19 protein-coding genes are annotated in these 14,088 nt (G+C 60.7%); 6 read left to right on the top strand and 13 right to left on the bottom strand.

All coding sequences use genetic code 11. From position 1 onward, the window contains the following. Window positions 1-150: 150 nt before the first annotated feature. The 3 genes from ACNFCH_RS11100 to ACNFCH_RS11090 all read right to left on the bottom strand — a co-directional run bounded on the left by ACNFCH_RS11100 (window position 151) and on the right by ACNFCH_RS11090 (window position 2,483). Entirely contained in the window at window positions 151-1,203 is a 1,053-nt protein-coding gene (locus ACNFCH_RS11100) for an NAD(P)H-dependent flavin oxidoreductase (protein ID WP_416742767.1), read from the bottom strand. A gap of 17 nt (window positions 1,204-1,220) precedes the next feature. Beyond that, the gene (locus tag ACNFCH_RS11095) at window positions 1,221-1,856 is read right to left on the bottom strand and encodes a hypothetical protein (RefSeq protein ID WP_337157225.1); all 636 of its coding nucleotides are present in this window, start codon (window positions 1,854-1,856) and stop codon (window positions 1,221-1,223) included. Between the two features lie 135 nt (window positions 1,857-1,991). Next, window positions 1,992-2,483 (bottom strand): DUF1543 domain-containing protein, encoded by a 492-nt coding sequence (locus ACNFCH_RS11090; protein WP_337157224.1) that lies wholly within the window; start codon window positions 2,481-2,483, stop codon window positions 1,992-1,994. A 171-nt stretch (window positions 2,484-2,654) separates the two neighbouring features. Between ACNFCH_RS11090 and ACNFCH_RS11085 the strand changes: the two genes are divergently transcribed. Genes ACNFCH_RS11085 through ACNFCH_RS11065 form a run of 5 tightly spaced genes read left to right on the top strand, consistent with a single transcriptional unit; the run spans window position 2,655 to window position 5,722 of the window. Then, window positions 2,655-3,185, top strand: coding sequence for a chalcone isomerase family protein (locus tag ACNFCH_RS11085; protein ID WP_337157223.1), 531 nt, complete (start codon window positions 2,655-2,657; stop codon window positions 3,183-3,185). An 11-nt stretch (window positions 3,186-3,196) separates the two neighbouring features. After that, the gene (locus ACNFCH_RS11080) at window positions 3,197-3,733 is read left to right on the top strand and encodes a DUF3833 domain-containing protein (protein WP_337157222.1); all 537 of its coding nucleotides are present in this window, start codon (window positions 3,197-3,199) and stop codon (window positions 3,731-3,733) included. Next, window positions 3,730-4,035, top strand: a complete 306-nt coding sequence (locus ACNFCH_RS11075) for a DUF6482 family protein (RefSeq protein ID WP_337157221.1) — start codon at window positions 3,730-3,732, stop codon at window positions 4,033-4,035. Before ACNFCH_RS11080 ends, ACNFCH_RS11075 begins: the two co-directional genes overlap by 4 nt. A gap of 8 nt (window positions 4,036-4,043) precedes the next feature. Further along, a complete protein-coding gene (locus ACNFCH_RS11070; RefSeq protein ID WP_416742766.1) occupies window positions 4,044-5,570 on the top strand; it encodes a cryptochrome/photolyase family protein in 1,527 nt (508 codons plus the stop codon). Next, window positions 5,567-5,722 (top strand): DUF2256 domain-containing protein, encoded by a 156-nt coding sequence (locus tag ACNFCH_RS11065; RefSeq protein ID WP_337157219.1) that lies wholly within the window; start codon window positions 5,567-5,569, stop codon window positions 5,720-5,722. The genes ACNFCH_RS11070 and ACNFCH_RS11065 overlap by 4 nt, the downstream gene beginning before the upstream one ends. On the opposite strand, the gene ACNFCH_RS11060 is transcribed toward ACNFCH_RS11065, so the two are convergent. The 7 genes from ACNFCH_RS11060 to ACNFCH_RS11030 all read right to left on the bottom strand — a co-directional run bounded on the left by ACNFCH_RS11060 (window position 5,687) and on the right by ACNFCH_RS11030 (window position 11,194). Then, window positions 5,687-6,178 carry a DUF2878 domain-containing protein gene (locus tag ACNFCH_RS11060; protein WP_416742765.1) on the bottom strand — a complete coding sequence of 164 codons (492 nt, stop codon included), beginning with the start codon at window positions 6,176-6,178 and terminating at the stop codon, window positions 5,687-5,689. The two genes, ACNFCH_RS11065 and ACNFCH_RS11060, sit on opposite strands and share 36 nt — an antisense overlap. Next, complete coding sequence (locus tag ACNFCH_RS11055) at window positions 6,175-7,437, bottom strand: class I SAM-dependent methyltransferase (RefSeq protein WP_416742764.1); 1,263 nt, start codon at window positions 7,435-7,437, stop codon at window positions 6,175-6,177. Before ACNFCH_RS11055 ends, ACNFCH_RS11060 begins: the two co-directional genes overlap by 4 nt. Next, on the bottom strand, window positions 7,412-8,221 hold the full coding sequence (locus ACNFCH_RS11050) for a DUF1365 domain-containing protein (RefSeq protein ID WP_337157217.1): 810 nt from the start codon (window positions 8,219-8,221) through the stop codon (window positions 7,412-7,414). Before ACNFCH_RS11050 ends, ACNFCH_RS11055 begins: the two co-directional genes overlap by 26 nt. Then, the gene (locus ACNFCH_RS11045; RefSeq protein ID WP_416742763.1) at window positions 8,218-9,465 is read right to left on the bottom strand and encodes an NAD(P)/FAD-dependent oxidoreductase; all 1,248 of its coding nucleotides are present in this window, start codon (window positions 9,463-9,465) and stop codon (window positions 8,218-8,220) included. The genes ACNFCH_RS11050 and ACNFCH_RS11045 overlap by 4 nt, the downstream gene beginning before the upstream one ends. 6 nt (window positions 9,466-9,471) lie before the next feature. Continuing rightward, window positions 9,472-10,224, bottom strand: coding sequence for an SDR family NAD(P)-dependent oxidoreductase (locus ACNFCH_RS11040; RefSeq protein ID WP_416742762.1), 753 nt, complete (start codon window positions 10,222-10,224; stop codon window positions 9,472-9,474). Further along, a complete protein-coding gene (locus ACNFCH_RS11035; protein ID WP_337157214.1) occupies window positions 10,221-10,643 on the bottom strand; it encodes a nuclear transport factor 2 family protein in 423 nt (140 codons plus the stop codon). The genes ACNFCH_RS11040 and ACNFCH_RS11035 overlap by 4 nt, the downstream gene beginning before the upstream one ends. A gap of 104 nt (window positions 10,644-10,747) precedes the next feature. After that, window positions 10,748-11,194 (bottom strand): PAS domain-containing protein, encoded by a 447-nt coding sequence (locus ACNFCH_RS11030; RefSeq protein ID WP_337157213.1) that lies wholly within the window; start codon window positions 11,192-11,194, stop codon window positions 10,748-10,750. A gap of 153 nt (window positions 11,195-11,347) precedes the next feature. On the opposite strand from ACNFCH_RS11030, the gene ACNFCH_RS11025 reads away from it, so the two are divergent. Further along, window positions 11,348-12,259 carry a MerR family transcriptional regulator gene (locus ACNFCH_RS11025; RefSeq protein ID WP_416742761.1) on the top strand — a complete coding sequence of 304 codons (912 nt, stop codon included), beginning with the start codon at window positions 11,348-11,350 and terminating at the stop codon, window positions 12,257-12,259. Between the two features lie 115 nt (window positions 12,260-12,374). On the opposite strand, the gene ACNFCH_RS11020 is transcribed toward ACNFCH_RS11025, so the two are convergent. From ACNFCH_RS11020 to ACNFCH_RS11010, 3 genes are all read right to left on the bottom strand, one after another. Beyond that, complete coding sequence (locus ACNFCH_RS11020) at window positions 12,375-12,695, bottom strand: hypothetical protein (RefSeq protein WP_337157211.1); 321 nt, start codon at window positions 12,693-12,695, stop codon at window positions 12,375-12,377. Window positions 12,696-13,098: 403 nt separating this feature from the next. Beyond that, complete coding sequence (locus ACNFCH_RS11015; RefSeq protein ID WP_337157210.1) at window positions 13,099-13,602, bottom strand: fimbrial protein; 504 nt, start codon at window positions 13,600-13,602, stop codon at window positions 13,099-13,101. Beyond that, complete coding sequence (locus ACNFCH_RS11010) at window positions 13,599-14,078, bottom strand: fimbrial protein (protein WP_416742760.1); 480 nt, start codon at window positions 14,076-14,078, stop codon at window positions 13,599-13,601. The genes ACNFCH_RS11015 and ACNFCH_RS11010 overlap by 4 nt, the downstream gene beginning before the upstream one ends. Between the last annotated feature and the right edge of the window lie 10 nt (window positions 14,079-14,088).

The following is a 14,088-nucleotide window of genomic DNA, read 5'->3' as shown; positions in this document are numbered from 1 at the left end:
TCCTATCGCGTTGAGACTTCTTGGACGCGGCAGGGCTCGCGAGCAAAAGCGGCGAGTTTACCAAAGGGGCTTGGGTGCACCCCGGGCAGATTATCCGATTGACCGGATTAGTATTGCTGAATGTTTCCGCTCGGAGGTGCGGCACGACCGTCAATGAGGGCCTGGGAGACGCAGTTGTCCGAGTCGCTCAAGCGCCTGCTTCGCGTCGTTGAGGATTTCATCGAAGATGGCCTGCACCGGCTTGACCGCGTCGGCAAAGACGACCGAGGGGCCGACATCGAGCATGCCACGTGCGCTGTCGCCCGTCTGGTAGGCCTGCGTGGTCAGGGTGCCCATGACATGGGGGCGGTAGCGTTCGAAGTCATGAGCGCCGGCCGCATCCAGGGCGGCGACCGCCTGGGCGCTGTCGTTGTTCAGTACCCGGTGATGTTGCTTGAGGGCAGTTTTCACGATGACGCTTTGCGTGCCGTCGCTGCGTACCAGCAAATCTTTGTAGTCGCGATGAATCCAGAGTTCTTCGCTGACCAGCATGCTCGAGCCCAGAAGCACGGCATCGGCGCCCATCGCCAGCGTTGCCGCCAGTTGGCGGCCTGTACCGATGCCGCCACCGATGACGATGGGTAGGTCGATTTCCATCGGTGCCTGGGCCGCCTGGACCATGCTGCTGATGCCATAAGTGCCCGGGTGCCCGCCGCAGTCGTTGCCCACCACGATGAGCGCATCCACCCCGAGCCGGGCCGCCGAGCGCGCATAGCGAATCGCGGGGACCTTGTGCAGGACCTTGATACCCGCCGCGCGAAGCACCGGCAGAATGCACTCGGGGCTGGCGCCGGAGGTTTCGACGCACAGCACACCTTCCTCGGCCAGGATGTCCACCTGCTCGCGCAAGCGGTCCAGTGCCTCGGCCTGGCTGGAAACATAGAGGTTGACGCCGAACCCTTTGCCCGAGGTCAGCTCGCGGCAGCGGCGCAGTTCGTTGCGAAACGCGCGAGGATCGGCAAACCCCGCCGCGACGATAAAACCCATCCCGCCTGCATTCACGACGGCTGCCACGTACGCCGCGTCGGACACACCTGGCCCCATCCCGCCACAGAGAATCGGGTGACGGATGCCCAGCAGTTCGGTGATGCGGGTGCGAAAGAGTGGGTCACGCATGTAAGTGTCCTTGGCTCGGGGCAGCCTGCAGTGTATAGCTGAACACATGTTCAATAGCAACGTGGTCAGGCACTCATTTCAGCGCGCTCACGACGGCGCAGGCGCACGGCCAATTTGGCGGCGAGCTTGAAGACGATGGCGCTGAAGATCAGTGCAAACGCCAGTGGATACCAGGACCCCATGGGAATGCGCTTGTAGAACGACAGGACGAATATCCCGGCGATCACCCAGGTACCAGTGCTGTGCAACGCCTTCCAGTTGCGTGCGCCGAGCCGCTTCACGGCGGCAGGGAACGAAGTGACGGTCAGCAGAAAAATGAAGAAGTAGCCAATCGAACCGGGGATGTTGGCAACGGCCGTGCGGCCATGCCAGAACGTGTCGGGGAACGACTTGGCGTACACGATGATCAGGACTGCATGCACCGCGTGGGAAAAGGCGAACGCCAATCCTAGAAACCGTCGCTCGCGCAGCAGGCTGCGTGTGAAGGCACTGGGCAGCAAGATTGCCAGGGAAGAGGCCAGAAATGTCAGGAGAAACAGTAGGAAGGACGTGCGCGCGGTGACCCGAATCGCACTGTGCAAAGCGTCCACCGGTTGCGGTACGGCCATGAGCGCCAGCGCGGTGATGACCAGAACCGCAACAGACAACACTGAGAACAGGCGCCAGCCGCGCAGGCTAGCAGGTTGAGCATGAAAGTGCATGGCAAACTCCGTCGTGGGGCGGCGTGCAGAGTGCCACCGCAGTTCGTAGCCATGGTGTCCGAGGTGCTTATCTCAAATGTGTCTGGGATCGGTCTTTATGTATCGCTTTGTTGAGGCAGGGCCAGGCAGGTGGCTTCAGAGCAGCAGATAGTCGCTGTATTGAGCGATCCCGCTGTGTGCACCTTCGACTAGGTGTACGTAACGGCCATTCACACAGTCGATCGGCAGACAGTCATCCACTTCGAGTACCGCGTCGATGTGGGGCTTGAGCCAGTCAGCCCGCAGGCGCTGCTTGCCCAGTTGTCTTGCCTGTTGCTTGTTCTTAGCGACCACTAAAAGGTAGCGGTGAGCTTCACCGAAGACCGTTGGCTCGTAACCGCCAAGATTGATGAAAAATAGCCTTGGGTCGTCTGGCCCGGGAGCCAGGTGACTGAACTCGACGCGGTAGCCATCGATGCCATCGACTTCCAGCCAAGCGTCGATATGCAGGCCCGCGCGGCTACCGAACCAGCCCTGACGCAATTGCGGATAGGTCTGCTCCAGGCTCTGCGCCTGGGCGAACACCACATCATGCACCTCGATGCTGGCGCGTGGGTGGCGACCTCCGAGCATGACTACGTACAACATGAAAGCTTCCTTCTCGGTGCGCTGAGGGCGGCATTCTCAAGGTCCAGGGCCCTTGTTAGGAGCAGGGCGGACACGCGGGTCTACCATCGAATCTGAAGAACTGTACATAAATTGATTTAAGCTGTACAAGAAACTAATCTCTGTATAGATATTCGGCGCCACAGGTTCGTCATGGCATACCTGGTTCGGATGGTCTGTCTCTGCTTGCTGCTTGGCACAATGTCGTCGGTCTCTGCGGACTGGCGAACGGCGGTGCCGACCGCGCAGCGGCTTGGCGAAGGGGAATTCACCTGGTTCGGTCTGCGTCTGTACAGCGCTCGGCTGTGGGCCGTCGGACCGGTGCAGAACTGGAGTCAGCCCTTCGCCTTGGAGTTGACCTACCACCGTTCTCTCTCCCGAGACACGCTGGTGCAGGCCAGCCTTCAGGAAATGCGTCGCCTGGGTGGCGGCAGTGTGACAGTCCCGCAGATCGAGACCTGGTCCGGAATCATGGAAGAGGCCTTCGTGAATGTGCGCCCGGGAACGCGTATCACGGGGTTGTACCTGCCAGGTGAGGGCTGCCGTTTCTATGTCAATGGGAGGCTCAGCCGTGAGGTTGCCGATCCGGCGTTCGCCCGGGCGTTCTTCGCCATCTGGCTGGATCCGCAAGCCCGGGATCCTCGATTGCGCCAGCGCCTGCTCGGCCTGGTCGCTGACAACTGAGGAAACTAAACATGTACAGAGCATTATTGCTGACGGCCTGCCTGGCGCTGCTTAGTTGTGGCAACGTCGGCGTCGAACGGTATGCCGCTGAACACCCACGCCTCGATCTGGCGGCCTTCTTCTCGCGCCCAGTACAGGCTTGGGGGATGTTCCAGAAGCGTTCAGGCGAGGTGGTCAAGCGTTTTGAAGTACGTATCGATAGCCGACGTGACGGTGAGCGGCTGACCCTGGACGAGCACTTCCTCTACAGCGACGGCACACGTCAGCAACGTACCTGGACGTTGACGCCGGACGGCCCCGGCCGCTGGCGCGGAACCGCTGGGGATGTGATCGGGCAAGCCCGTGGCGAATTGGCGGGCAACGCACTGAGATGGCGTTACCAGCTCGATCTGCCCGTCGATGGAAGGCACTGGCAGGTTGACTTGGACGACTGGATGTACCTGATAGACGACGACACCCTTATCAACCGCTCGAGCATGAGCAAACTGGGCGTGGAGATCGGCCAGATCACGCTGTTCTTCCGCCGTCTGCCGGAGGGCACACCATGAACCTGAACACACTCGCCCAGCGGGTATCGGCTGGTAATGTCCAATCTCTTGAACTGCTGTCACTCGAAGGAGGGTTTTATGTCCTGCGTGCGATGTCCGAAACTGGCCCCGTCACGCTGAGCGATGCGAGCGGGCAGGCACTTCGATTGCGCTCGACCACTGAACTGCGCGAGCTTCTGGCCAACTTGCCACCGGTGCCATGCATGATGGTGCAACAGGTGGTGCATGATGAAATGTGCGGACAAAGTGACGGCCCCGTCGCGCCGTTACGAATGCCACTGACCTTGGCCAGCCAGTGGTAGCCGGTACGATGCGCCTGGGGCTGGTGCTGGGAGATCAGCTGTCATTCGACCTGGCCAGCCTCGCGGCACTGGATCCAGCCCACGATGCGATCCTGATGGCTGAAGTGGCGCAGGAAGCACGCTACGTGCCGCATCACCCCCACAAGATCGTGCTCATCTTCAGTGCCATGCGCCATTTTGCGCTCGCGTTGCGAACGCGCGGCTGGCAAGTGCATTACGTGGCATTCGATGCGGCTGACAACAGCGGGACCATCGTTGGTGAACTGCACCGTTGGCGACAAGCGTTGGGTGCTACGCAAATACATGTGACCGAATGCGGGGAGTGGCGCCTGGAACAGGCGCTACGGAATGCCGACCTCCCGCTGATGTGGCATCGCGACACCCGCTTTTTGTGCTCACGCGAAGCGTTCGCGCGCTGGGCGCAAGGGCGGTCTCGACTGCGCATGGAGCATTTCTACCGTGGTATGCGCAAACGTTGCGGCCTACTCCTGGAGCCAGACGGCAGCCCGGCCGGAGGCGCTTGGAATTTCGATGCTGACAATCGCAAACCATTGCCACGACGATTGCGTGGGCCGTTTCCTGCCCACTTCGAACAGGACACCATCACGTCGGCAGTCGTTGCCTTGGTTCGCGAACATTTCAGCGACCATTATGGCGCCGTGGACGGGTTCGACTACCCAGTGACCCATGACCAGGCGCAGCAGCTGTGGCGTCATTTTCTGGATTATGGCCTGGCGGCCTTCGGGGATTATCAGGACGCCATGGCCGAGGGCGAGCCCTACCTGTTCCATGCCCGCATCAGCGCAGCCCTCAATATCGGGTTGCTGGATGTGCGTCGCCTTTGCGAAGACGTGAACACCGCGTGGCGTGAGGGGCGCGTGCCATTGAACGCTGCCGAAGGCTTCGTTCGCCAGTTGATCGGCTGGCGTGAATATGTACGAGGCATCTATTGGTTACGCATGCCGGCGTACGCCGAACTCAACCATCTGAACAACACCCGGCCGTTACCGGACTTCTACTGGACCGGGCACACGCGCATGCGGTGCATGGCGCAGGTCATCGAACAGACCCTGAACTTGGGCTATGCCCACCATATCCAGCGCCTGATGGTGACCGGCAACTTCGCCCTGCTCGCGGGCATCGAGCCGGCAGCTATCTGCCAGTGGTACCTGGCCGTGTACCTGGACGCGTTCGACTGGGTCGAACTACCCAACACCCTGGGCATGGTGATGCATGCTGATGGTGGCTACCTAGGGTCCAAGCCTTACTGTGCCAGTGGTCGTTACATCCAGCGGATGTCCGATCATTGCAAGGCTTGCAGTTACAAGGTCGATCAAACAGCAGAAGCTGATGCATGCCCGTTCAATGCGTTGTACTGGCACTTTCTGATCCGTCATCGTGCCCAACTCGCGCATAACCCACGCTTGGCGCTGGTCTATCGGAGCCTCGATGGTATGGCGCCGGCGCGGCGCGAGGCGGTGTGGCGCCGTGGTCAGGCGTTATTGGTGCGGCTCGATGCTGGGGAAAGCCTGTGAACAGGCGCTTGCTGCCGAGCAAGGTGTGCGTGGTCTGTGGCCGGCCGTTCAACTGGCGCAAGCGTTGGGCTCGATGCTGGGAGCAGGTGCGATACTGCTCTGAGCGATGCCGTCGTTCAGCGCCACGCCGCGATGCGTACCAGCAACGGTAGGGCCAGCGCCCAGACCGGCACTAGCAGAAGGCCTGTCGCCAAAGGACCCAGCGGCAGGCTGATCTCGGCCAGGCGGGCGCCACCCAGATAGGCCAAAGGACCTGCCAGTGCACCGGCCAGCGCACCGCGCCAGAACGGCCAGCCTGCCCATGCCAGGCTGTGCCGCAAGCCGCTCGCCAGCACCAGCCACAGCAACACCAGCCATAGGGGCAGCGGCCATGCGTCGAACCTGAATACACCTATTACGCCCAATACGCCATCGAGGACACTGCCAGTCAGCGCCGTGCGCACCAGAGCCCTGGCCTCTGCACTGAAGTCAGGACACAGGTACAGGTGAAGGGCCAGGCCGATGGGCACTATCACTAACCACCCTGGGGCTTTGGCGCCTAGCACGCAGCCCCACCAGCCGGCCTGCAACCATAGGGCATTGGCGATCAATCCGCAGCGCTTGATCATCGAAGCGCGGGCAAGGGCGCACGACGGGCTTGAGGCGCCGCCCATAGCAACTGCGCTACGCCGATGGCCCGTTCCTCGAAGCCGCCCTGGCAATAACACAGGTAGAACTCCCACAGGCGCTGGAATGTATCGTCATAACCTTGGGCGGCCAGTAGCGTCCGATTTTTGCGCAGGTTGTCGCGCCAATGTTCAAGGGTTCGGGCATAGTCCAGGCCAAAGTCTTCCAGATGTACCAGGTTGAGCGCAGTCTGGCGGCTGGCGGTGTCCAGCAGCACGCTCAGGGAAGGGAGGGCGCCTCCGGGAAAGATGTACCGCTGGATGAAGTCAACCGAGCGCCGAGCCAGGGCGTAGCGCTGGTCACGGATGGTGATCGCCTGCAACAACATCAATCCGTCGGGCTTGAGCAACGCGGCACACTGGCGGAAATATACCGGCAGGTAGCGGTGTCCGACAGCTTCGATCATTTCGATGGACACCAGCTTGTCGAAGGTACCTTTGAGGTCCCGATAATCGTCGCATAGGACTGTGACCTGTTGTTCCAGTCCAAGGGCCCGCACACGCGCCTGAGTATAGGCGTACTGCGCTTGCGACAAGGTCGTGGTGGTTACACGGCAGCCGTAATGGGTAGCGGCGTGGATGGCCAAGCTGCCCCAGCCACAGCCGATCTCCAACAGGTGATCCTGCGGACAGAGCTCCAGTTTCCGGCAGATGCGCTCGAGCTTGTGCAACTGGGCCTGCTCCAGGGATTGCTCGGGGTGTTCGAACTGCGCGGCTGAATACATCATGGTCGGGTCCAGCAATTGTTCGAATAGTGCGTTGCCCAGGTCGTAGTGGGCGAGGATGTTGCGTCGGGCTCCGCGCCTGCTGTTCCGGTTCAAGCGGTGTAGCAGCCGCAATGCCGGTCGCCCTAACCGCGCAAAGCCCCCTTCAAGGGCGTCCAGCACAGCCAGGTTGGCCACGAACAGACGGGTCACCCGTGCAGGATCTGGGCTGCGCCAGTAACCATGGATATAGGCTTCGCCCGCGCCGATCGAACCATTGCCGGCGATCAGGCTCCAGGTCGCGTCATCGAGCACTTCCACTTCGGCCTGCAAAGGGCTGGTAGCCTCTCCGAAACTCCATTGCCGCCCATGGCTGAGCAGCCGGAGATGGCCGTGACGGAGCTTACCCAGTTGTGCGAGCACGACCGTTCTAGCCATTGCGCCCAGCAAGGGTGCCAGGACCGTGGTCTTGCTAACGCTCAGGGTGGGATTCGACATGGTCAGGGTCCTCGCAAGGTTGGCCGAGCGCCAGGTCACCCCGGCTGGCAGTGTGGTCATGAATGGGGGTGCGCTTCAACAACAGGCGTAGGGCTTGCCAATAGATGGCCGAGACGGTGCGCAGGCTCATCCAGGGAAAGCTCAGCAGGTATCGATGCAACGCTCTGCGATCCAGCGGTTGGCGCTGCAAGGCCAAATCGGCTTCGAACACCTTTTGGCAGCCTTGCCAGTTCTCCATGTGGATGCGCACCGACTTGAGGTTCAGGGACAACTTCAATCGGTAGTCCATGTCCAGGGGCATGAACGGCGATACATGAAAGGCCTTGGCCATGGAGAAAGGCCTGTCCAGGCGGCCTTGCACCGGCAGGACATAGTGAAACCGCTCATGCCATGGGGTGTTGCACACCTCCAGTAGGATCGCCGTCAGGTGTCCATGGCGGTCGTGGCAGAAATAGAAACTCACCGGATTGAAAGACAGCCCCCAGCAGCGCAATTGGGTCAGCAAATGGACCGGGCCTTCGGGCCTGTGCCCCATTGCCTGTTCAACGAGCAAGCGGGCAGCCTCGGCCAGCGGCTCCCCCTGGTGGGTCAGCGCTGGCAGGTAGTCGGTCTGGCGCCAGTTCAGCGGCGACAGTCGTCTGCTGCCCAGCCAACGGGATAGGCTCATCAGCCAGGCTTGTTCATCCAGGTCCAGATAGAACATGCCGATGCGGTAGCGGAACGCGTGGTACCGCGGGGACAGTCGACGATGACTGAGCCAACCCAGGCAAAGACCACTGTTCACAGTGTTTCTCCAAAGTGCCGGGCCACCTGCAGCGCGCTGAGCACACCGTCTTCGTGAAAGCCGTTGCCCCAGTAAGCACCGCAGAAATAGCTGTGCTTATAGCCTTGGAGTCGTGCCTGGCGCGTCTGGGCTTCTGACGCTGCGAGGCTGTACTGCGGGTGGGCGTAGCAGAAGCGGGCGATGATCTGTGCGGGGTCGATGAGCGCGGTCTGGTTGAGGCTTACACAGAATGTCACCGGTGCCTGGATACCTTGCAGGATGTTCATGTTGTAGGTCACCGCAGCTGGGGCATGCGCGGGGCCACCCAGTCGATAGTTCCAACTGGCCCAGGCCTTCTTTCGTTGTGGCAGCAGGCGCTGATCGGTGTGCAGTACCACGTCGTTCTGCGCATAGCCGATGGCGCCCAGCACAGCGAGCTCATCGACGCTGGGGGTCTCCAGCAGCGCCAGTGCCTGATCGCTGTGGCAGGCGAAGACCACACTGTCGAACCGTTCAGTGCCGGCGGCACTGAGCAGCGTGACACCTCCCTTGTCGCGTCCGACACGATGCACCTTGCAGTTCAGGCGAATACGCTCGGCGAACGGTCGGCAAAGAGGTGTGATGTAACTTCTCGAGCCACCCTGGACGACCCGCCACTGCGGACGTCGATTGACCGAGAGCAAGCCGTGGTTGCGACAGAAGCGCACGAAGAACTGCAGGGGGAAACCCAGCATCTGCGTCCGGGACATCGACCAGATCGCCGCCCCCATGGGCACGATGTAGTGCTCGATGAAGCGCTGGCCATAGCCTTGAGCCTGGAGGTAGGCGCCCAGGGTGGTGGAGGTATCGATCCGCCGTGCGTCCAGATCGTCCAGTGCCTGCCGGTTGAAACGCAGGATATCGCGCAGCATCGCCCAGAACGGTGGGCTGATCAGATTACGGCGTTGAGCGAACAACGTGTTCAGATTGTGACCGTTGTACTCCAGCCCGGTGAGCGGATCATGGACAGAAAAGCTCATCTCGGTTGGCTGTGAGGCCACTTGGAGCTGATCGAGCAAGCGAATGAAGTTCGGGTAGGTCCAGTCGTTGAAGACGATGAAGCCGGTGTCTATCGCATGGCGTTCGCCGCACCAGTCCACATCGACGGTATGGGTGTGGCCGCCGACCCAGTCGCTGGCCTCGAACACCGTGATTTCGTGTCTGCGAGACAGTAGGTGGGCACAGGTCAGGCCCGCGATACCGCTTCCAATGATCGCTATACGCATGGAGTTTCATTCCTGTTCATGACGTGCCAGACGCCGGCCCAGCGCCAGACGAGCGCGCGGCGGGAGTCGACCCAGCACGCGCAACACCCAGGTGAAGAGACCTGGGAAGTTGATCTCCAGCGGACGTCGGTGCAGGTGCCTGACGATGTGCCGTGCGGCGCGTTCGGCTGACCACAGCTGTGGCATGGGGAAGTCGTTACGACGGGTCAGAGGCGTGTCGATGAAGCCTGGGTTGACCAACGTGACATCGATGCCTTCGTGGGCCAGGTCGATGCGTTGAGACTCCACCAAATAACGCACGGCGGCCTTGGAGGCTCCATAGGCGCCTGCCCGGGGCAAAGCCAGCCAGGTAACCGAGCTGCCCACCACCACCAAATGAGGATGTTTGCCAGCGCGAAGCAAGGGCAGGGCAGCGGCCAGGCACTGGCTGACGCCCAAAAAGTTGGTGCGCATCACGCGCTCGACCATGGCCGGGTCGAAATGGCCAGGTTCCAGGTACTCGCACGTGCCCGCATTGAGGATCACCAAATCCAGCGCTCCCCAGGCAGCCTTGATCTGAGCTGCGATCCGAGCGATCTGGATAGGGTCAGCGACGTCGCCGACAGCCAGCAGAACCTGCCCGGGAAACTGCTCCACCAAAGGGGCAAGGCGTTGCTCGTGACGACCGCCTAGGGCAACGTGATGACCCTGCTCCAACAGGCATTGCGCAAGCGCAGCGCCCAGCCCGCTGCTAGCTCCGGTCAGCCAGCAGCGGCTCATGCCAACCTGCCTTTGAGCCAGCGGATCGCGCTGCCCATGATCGGAAGATGCTCGTAGAGCAGGGCACCTGCATCGAAATAGTCCTGGTGAAAGTGGACACGCTCACACCACCGCAAGTAGCTGCATCCTTGCAAGCTGACCGGCCGGTTGCGGGCCAGTCGGGGGTGGCGAAACTGCAAGGTCCAGCGTAGGTAGCCTTCGCCGGGCGTCACTTCATTAACGCCGCAGAAGACATAGCGGATGTCGTGGGTGTTGGCATACAGCTGGGCGAAGTAGGCCCTCAGGGCCTCAAGCCCCTGAATTTCATGCAAGGGATCACGAAAGGTGATGTCGTCGGCGTACAGTTTTTCCAGCCCATGGAGACGACTGCCATCGAGTTGGGCGAAGCGCTCGGCGAATTGTTGCAGATAGGCTGGCATGCTTGGCTCCAGAAAAACCTGTACAACCGCGATTTGTTGTACAGGTATAGCTGAAGCCTGCCAAAAAAACTATACACAAAATGATAGCTGTACAGCTTTTTCGATCAGGACTTGGCCTCGCTCAGTTGCCGGCGCAGGTCGGCGACTTCCGCTTCCAGCTCCCGGACCCGTTCCTCGGCGAAGACCTGGGCCGAGACGTCACGCTGGATGCCGATGTAATAGGTCAGCTGGTCCGCTTCGTTGCGCACAGGCGTGATGGACAGTTCATTCCAGAACAGGCTGCCGTCCTTGCGATAGTTGCGAAGGACCTGGCGGCAAGGCTGGCCTGCACGAATAGCCTCGCGGATCGGGGCGACGCCGGCCTGGTCATGGTCCTGGCCTTGGAGGAATCGGCAGTCCTGATAAAGAATGTCATCGGCACGATAGCCGGTCAGGCGCTCGAAAGCGGGATTGGTATAGATGAGGATGCTGTCGTTGCCTTCCTGCTCGGCGACGACGATGCCATCGTTGGAGTTTTCGACCATCAATTGCAAAAGCTTTGCGTTGATCATGAGCCAGTCCACCGAATCTTCATGTGCAATAAGCGCAGCGTAGCTTCCGTGCGTACAGCCACGGCGCGGTTCGCTGCATGATGACCTAAGGTTGCACGCCGCTGAAGGTCTGTATAGGTTTAGAGTAATTCGCCGTTCAGATGACCGCTCGCAATGACTGAGTCCACTCCACCCGATCTGCTGCCCATGCGTGATGTAGTCAGCTTGACTGGCATCAATCCGGTGACCTTGCGTGCCTGGGAACGTCGCCACGGATTGATCCGCCCGCAACGCACCGAGGGCGGCCATCGCCTGTACACGGCCAAGGACGTTCAGCGAATTCGCGACATCCAGCGCTGGACAGCCAATGGGTTGCCGATCAGCAAAGTCGGCGAAAGGCTAATCGGTGACCATGAGCCAGCCCCAGAGCAGAACAGTGTGCACCAGCAGTGGCGTGATGCCCTGGCGCGTGCAGCGCGGGCTTTTGATGGTCAGGCGCTAGAAGCCGTGCACGGCCAGTTGTGGACAGTTTTGCCCAAGTTGACTGTATTGCGTGAGGTGCTGCTGCCGGTCTGGCGTGATCTGGCTTCGGGTGACGGCTTTGGCGAACGCAGCCAATGGTTATTTCTTGATAATTTCTTGCGCGCCCGGTTGTTGATGCGCCTGCAATTGAATCAGCCTGATGTACCACCAGTATTATTGGCAGGTCTGCAGGGACAAGCCGAGCTTGAGCTACTGTGCGCCGGCCGACTGTTGAGCAGTGAGCAACAGCGCATCGAGGTCCTCGGTTGTAGCCAACCGCTTGAAGAGCTGCCTTTGTTATGCGCAGCGCTGCAGCCAGCAGCCGTGGTAGTAGTCGTGCAGGGAATGATAAGCCCACAGTTGGCCAGGCGACTGCGTTTGTTGCAAATGGAGATTGGATGTCCACTGGCGCTGATGGGAGAGGACCTGGACGCTTCCAAAACGTTTTTAGAGGGCATTCCTGTTTACTTGCTGAATGACCAGCGACCCGATGTCGCCCAGACACTGGGGGCCTTGATCAGGGGCGAGCTGGATTTGGGGTTACGCTATAGAAGCGCCCGATGAGCGCCGCCCCTATACGCTAGCTGGTGGCACCGATTAAAACGAAGCCGTGTCTCAGGGTGCGTCTCTCTGAGTGCCGAAAGTATTGAGAGCCCAGGGGCTGCTTATATTGGATTTCTTACGGCGGTGATACGGTTAGCACTGTGGACCCAATGAACTGACCTGGCATTACGTCCCCGCGCTTAACCAGTGTCGAGGTGATGGTCAGGGGCGTGTTCAGGTCTTGTGTAATCGGCACATTGATGCCCGCCGTGGCGTCCTTGCCGTTGACCGTGACCTTGCTGTACAGGCTGCCGTCAGCCTTGAGCCTGACGCCGTAGGCATCGGTACGGGTGGTCGAGACGGTCACGCTGGCCGGGCCGCGGCATTGCACGTTGAGCTGGGTCGAGGCGGTCGCTCCGTCCACGGCGTTGTCGGCCAGGGTTTTATGGTCGATCACGGCATCTCCGATGATATCGCACTGCAATGCGGGCGCAGCAACACGGACGCAGGGGCCGAAACGACCTATGGCCCCGCCAATGGCCGGACCGATTCTCGCATAGCTGAAAGTGATGCAATTGTCAGCGGAAACGTCCTTCTGCGGAACGAAAACGGAGGTACTGTAGGGGATTCGAAAACCTTTTTTTTCCAGGTCGGTGATCAAGTAATAGATGGGCCAGGTGCCACGACGAATAGGGACCTCCCAATACAAGGCAGGGTTATAACCTACCGAGTTGTAGGGTCCTGGACCTTTGTTCACCACCAACCGGATGGGACAAAGGGTGAGCGCGGGGTCGCCGGCAACCAGAAGCTGGCGGCAACCCAGGCGCCCAGGGTCATGGCCCACTTGCCCATGGATCCTCCTAGTAGAGCTCGGCCATCAAGAGTGCCGAGGCGGTAAATTCGGTGCTGGGCAACGCCGCGCCGGCCAGCTTTACCGGTACGGCTTCCAGCAGAGGCGGTGTCGATGCGCTGACATCGATCTCTCGCGGCTCGTTGGGCGCCAATGCGGTGCCGCCAAGCAGGACCTTGATGCCCAGATCGTTCTCCGAGGTCTTCAGCGCAGTGATGTCGAACGATGCGGGTGTCCCCTTGAGGGTCAGGCGCATGTGCCAGGTGATGTTGTGATCGGCGGCCCCCGGGCATTCGATCTGATAGGGAATCGCCTGGCGATAGCGCTCGCCATCGATGCGGTTGACGGCAATGTTTTGCGTGAAGCGCACGTCGATACGTCCGCCTTTGTCGCTGACGGTACAACCTGGCGGCGCCAACAGCGTCCCACTGAACTCCAGATTGCCCGCGTCAACGCACGACAAGGGCAGGGCAGCGATCGACAGGATTGCGAAAGTGCGATGCAGGAGGCTCATCGATAGTCCACCACCAGGGTTGCGCTGGCCTTGAACGGGCCTGGTTTGATTTCGCTGGCCTCGCGCTTGACCAGCACGGCTTGCAGCACGGGTTTTTTACGCGTATCGAAGTTGGACCAGCTGTTGAGCGCCCACCGTTCGCCGTCCTTCTTCAGGGCGATACCGATGTTGTCATAGCCGGGTATCTCCAGCATCGTGCGGTCGAAGGCCGAATTTCCGCGCACTTGCATGCGCAGCTCATTGGTGGCGGAGCGACTGCAGTCGAGCGTGTAGTCGATGGAGATGGTCTTGTACTGGCCATCGATACCGGCAATCTGAACATCATTGGACGGGGCGCTGATGGGTGCGTTTCTGTTGATCACGCAGGGAATCGCCGCATAGATGACACCTTTGATCGTCACCAGTTGTTCGGCGGCCTGGGCCAAGGGGCTGCAGCCAAGCAGCAGTGCCAGCAGCGCGGGACGTGCGACAGTCATGATGGGGGCC

It is taken from the genome of Pseudomonas sp. NY15354 (assembly GCF_048068075.1).
GTDB classification, from domain to species: domain Bacteria; phylum Pseudomonadota; class Gammaproteobacteria; order Pseudomonadales; family Pseudomonadaceae; genus Aquipseudomonas; species Aquipseudomonas guariconensis_C.
This window is presented reverse-complemented; position numbering and strand designations above follow the sequence as displayed.

What these genes read in the sequence shown, in the direction of transcription:
- ACNFCH_RS11100 (WP_416742767.1), bottom strand. Translation starts at nt 1,203, where the DNA reads ATGTGTTCAGCTATACACTGCAGGCTGCCCCGAGCCAAGGACACTTAC.
- ACNFCH_RS11095 (WP_337157225.1), bottom strand. Translation starts at nt 1,856, where the DNA reads ATGCACTTTCATGCTCAACCTGCTAGCCTGCGCGGCTGGCGCCTGTTC.
- ACNFCH_RS11090 (WP_337157224.1), bottom strand. Translation starts at nt 2,483, where the DNA reads ATGTTGTACGTAGTCATGCTCGGAGGTCGCCACCCACGCGCCAGCATC.
- ACNFCH_RS11085 (WP_337157223.1), top strand. Translation starts at nt 2,655, where the DNA reads ATGGCATACCTGGTTCGGATGGTCTGTCTCTGCTTGCTGCTTGGCACA.
- ACNFCH_RS11080 (WP_337157222.1), top strand. Translation starts at nt 3,197, where the DNA reads ATGTACAGAGCATTATTGCTGACGGCCTGCCTGGCGCTGCTTAGTTGT.
- ACNFCH_RS11075 (WP_337157221.1), top strand. Translation starts at nt 3,730, where the DNA reads ATGAACCTGAACACACTCGCCCAGCGGGTATCGGCTGGTAATGTCCAA.
- ACNFCH_RS11070 (WP_416742766.1), top strand. Translation starts at nt 4,044, where the DNA reads ATGCGCCTGGGGCTGGTGCTGGGAGATCAGCTGTCATTCGACCTGGCC.
- ACNFCH_RS11060 (WP_416742765.1), bottom strand. Translation starts at nt 6,178, where the DNA reads ATGATCAAGCGCTGCGGATTGATCGCCAATGCCCTATGGTTGCAGGCC.
- ACNFCH_RS11055 (WP_416742764.1), bottom strand. Translation starts at nt 7,437, where the DNA reads ATGTCGAATCCCACCCTGAGCGTTAGCAAGACCACGGTCCTGGCACCC.
- ACNFCH_RS11045 (WP_416742763.1), bottom strand. Translation starts at nt 9,465, where the DNA reads ATGCGTATAGCGATCATTGGAAGCGGTATCGCGGGCCTGACCTGTGCC.
- ACNFCH_RS11040 (WP_416742762.1), bottom strand. Translation starts at nt 10,224, where the DNA reads ATGAGCCGCTGCTGGCTGACCGGAGCTAGCAGCGGGCTGGGCGCTGCG.
- ACNFCH_RS11035 (WP_337157214.1), bottom strand. Translation starts at nt 10,643, where the DNA reads ATGCCAGCCTATCTGCAACAATTCGCCGAGCGCTTCGCCCAACTCGAT.
- ACNFCH_RS11030 (WP_337157213.1), bottom strand. Translation starts at nt 11,194, where the DNA reads ATGATCAACGCAAAGCTTTTGCAATTGATGGTCGAAAACTCCAACGAT.
- ACNFCH_RS11025 (WP_416742761.1), top strand. Translation starts at nt 11,348, where the DNA reads ATGACTGAGTCCACTCCACCCGATCTGCTGCCCATGCGTGATGTAGTC.
- ACNFCH_RS11015 (WP_337157210.1), bottom strand. Translation starts at nt 13,602, where the DNA reads ATGAGCCTCCTGCATCGCACTTTCGCAATCCTGTCGATCGCTGCCCTG.
- ACNFCH_RS11010 (WP_416742760.1), bottom strand. Translation starts at nt 14,078, where the DNA reads ATGACTGTCGCACGTCCCGCGCTGCTGGCACTGCTGCTTGGCTGCAGC.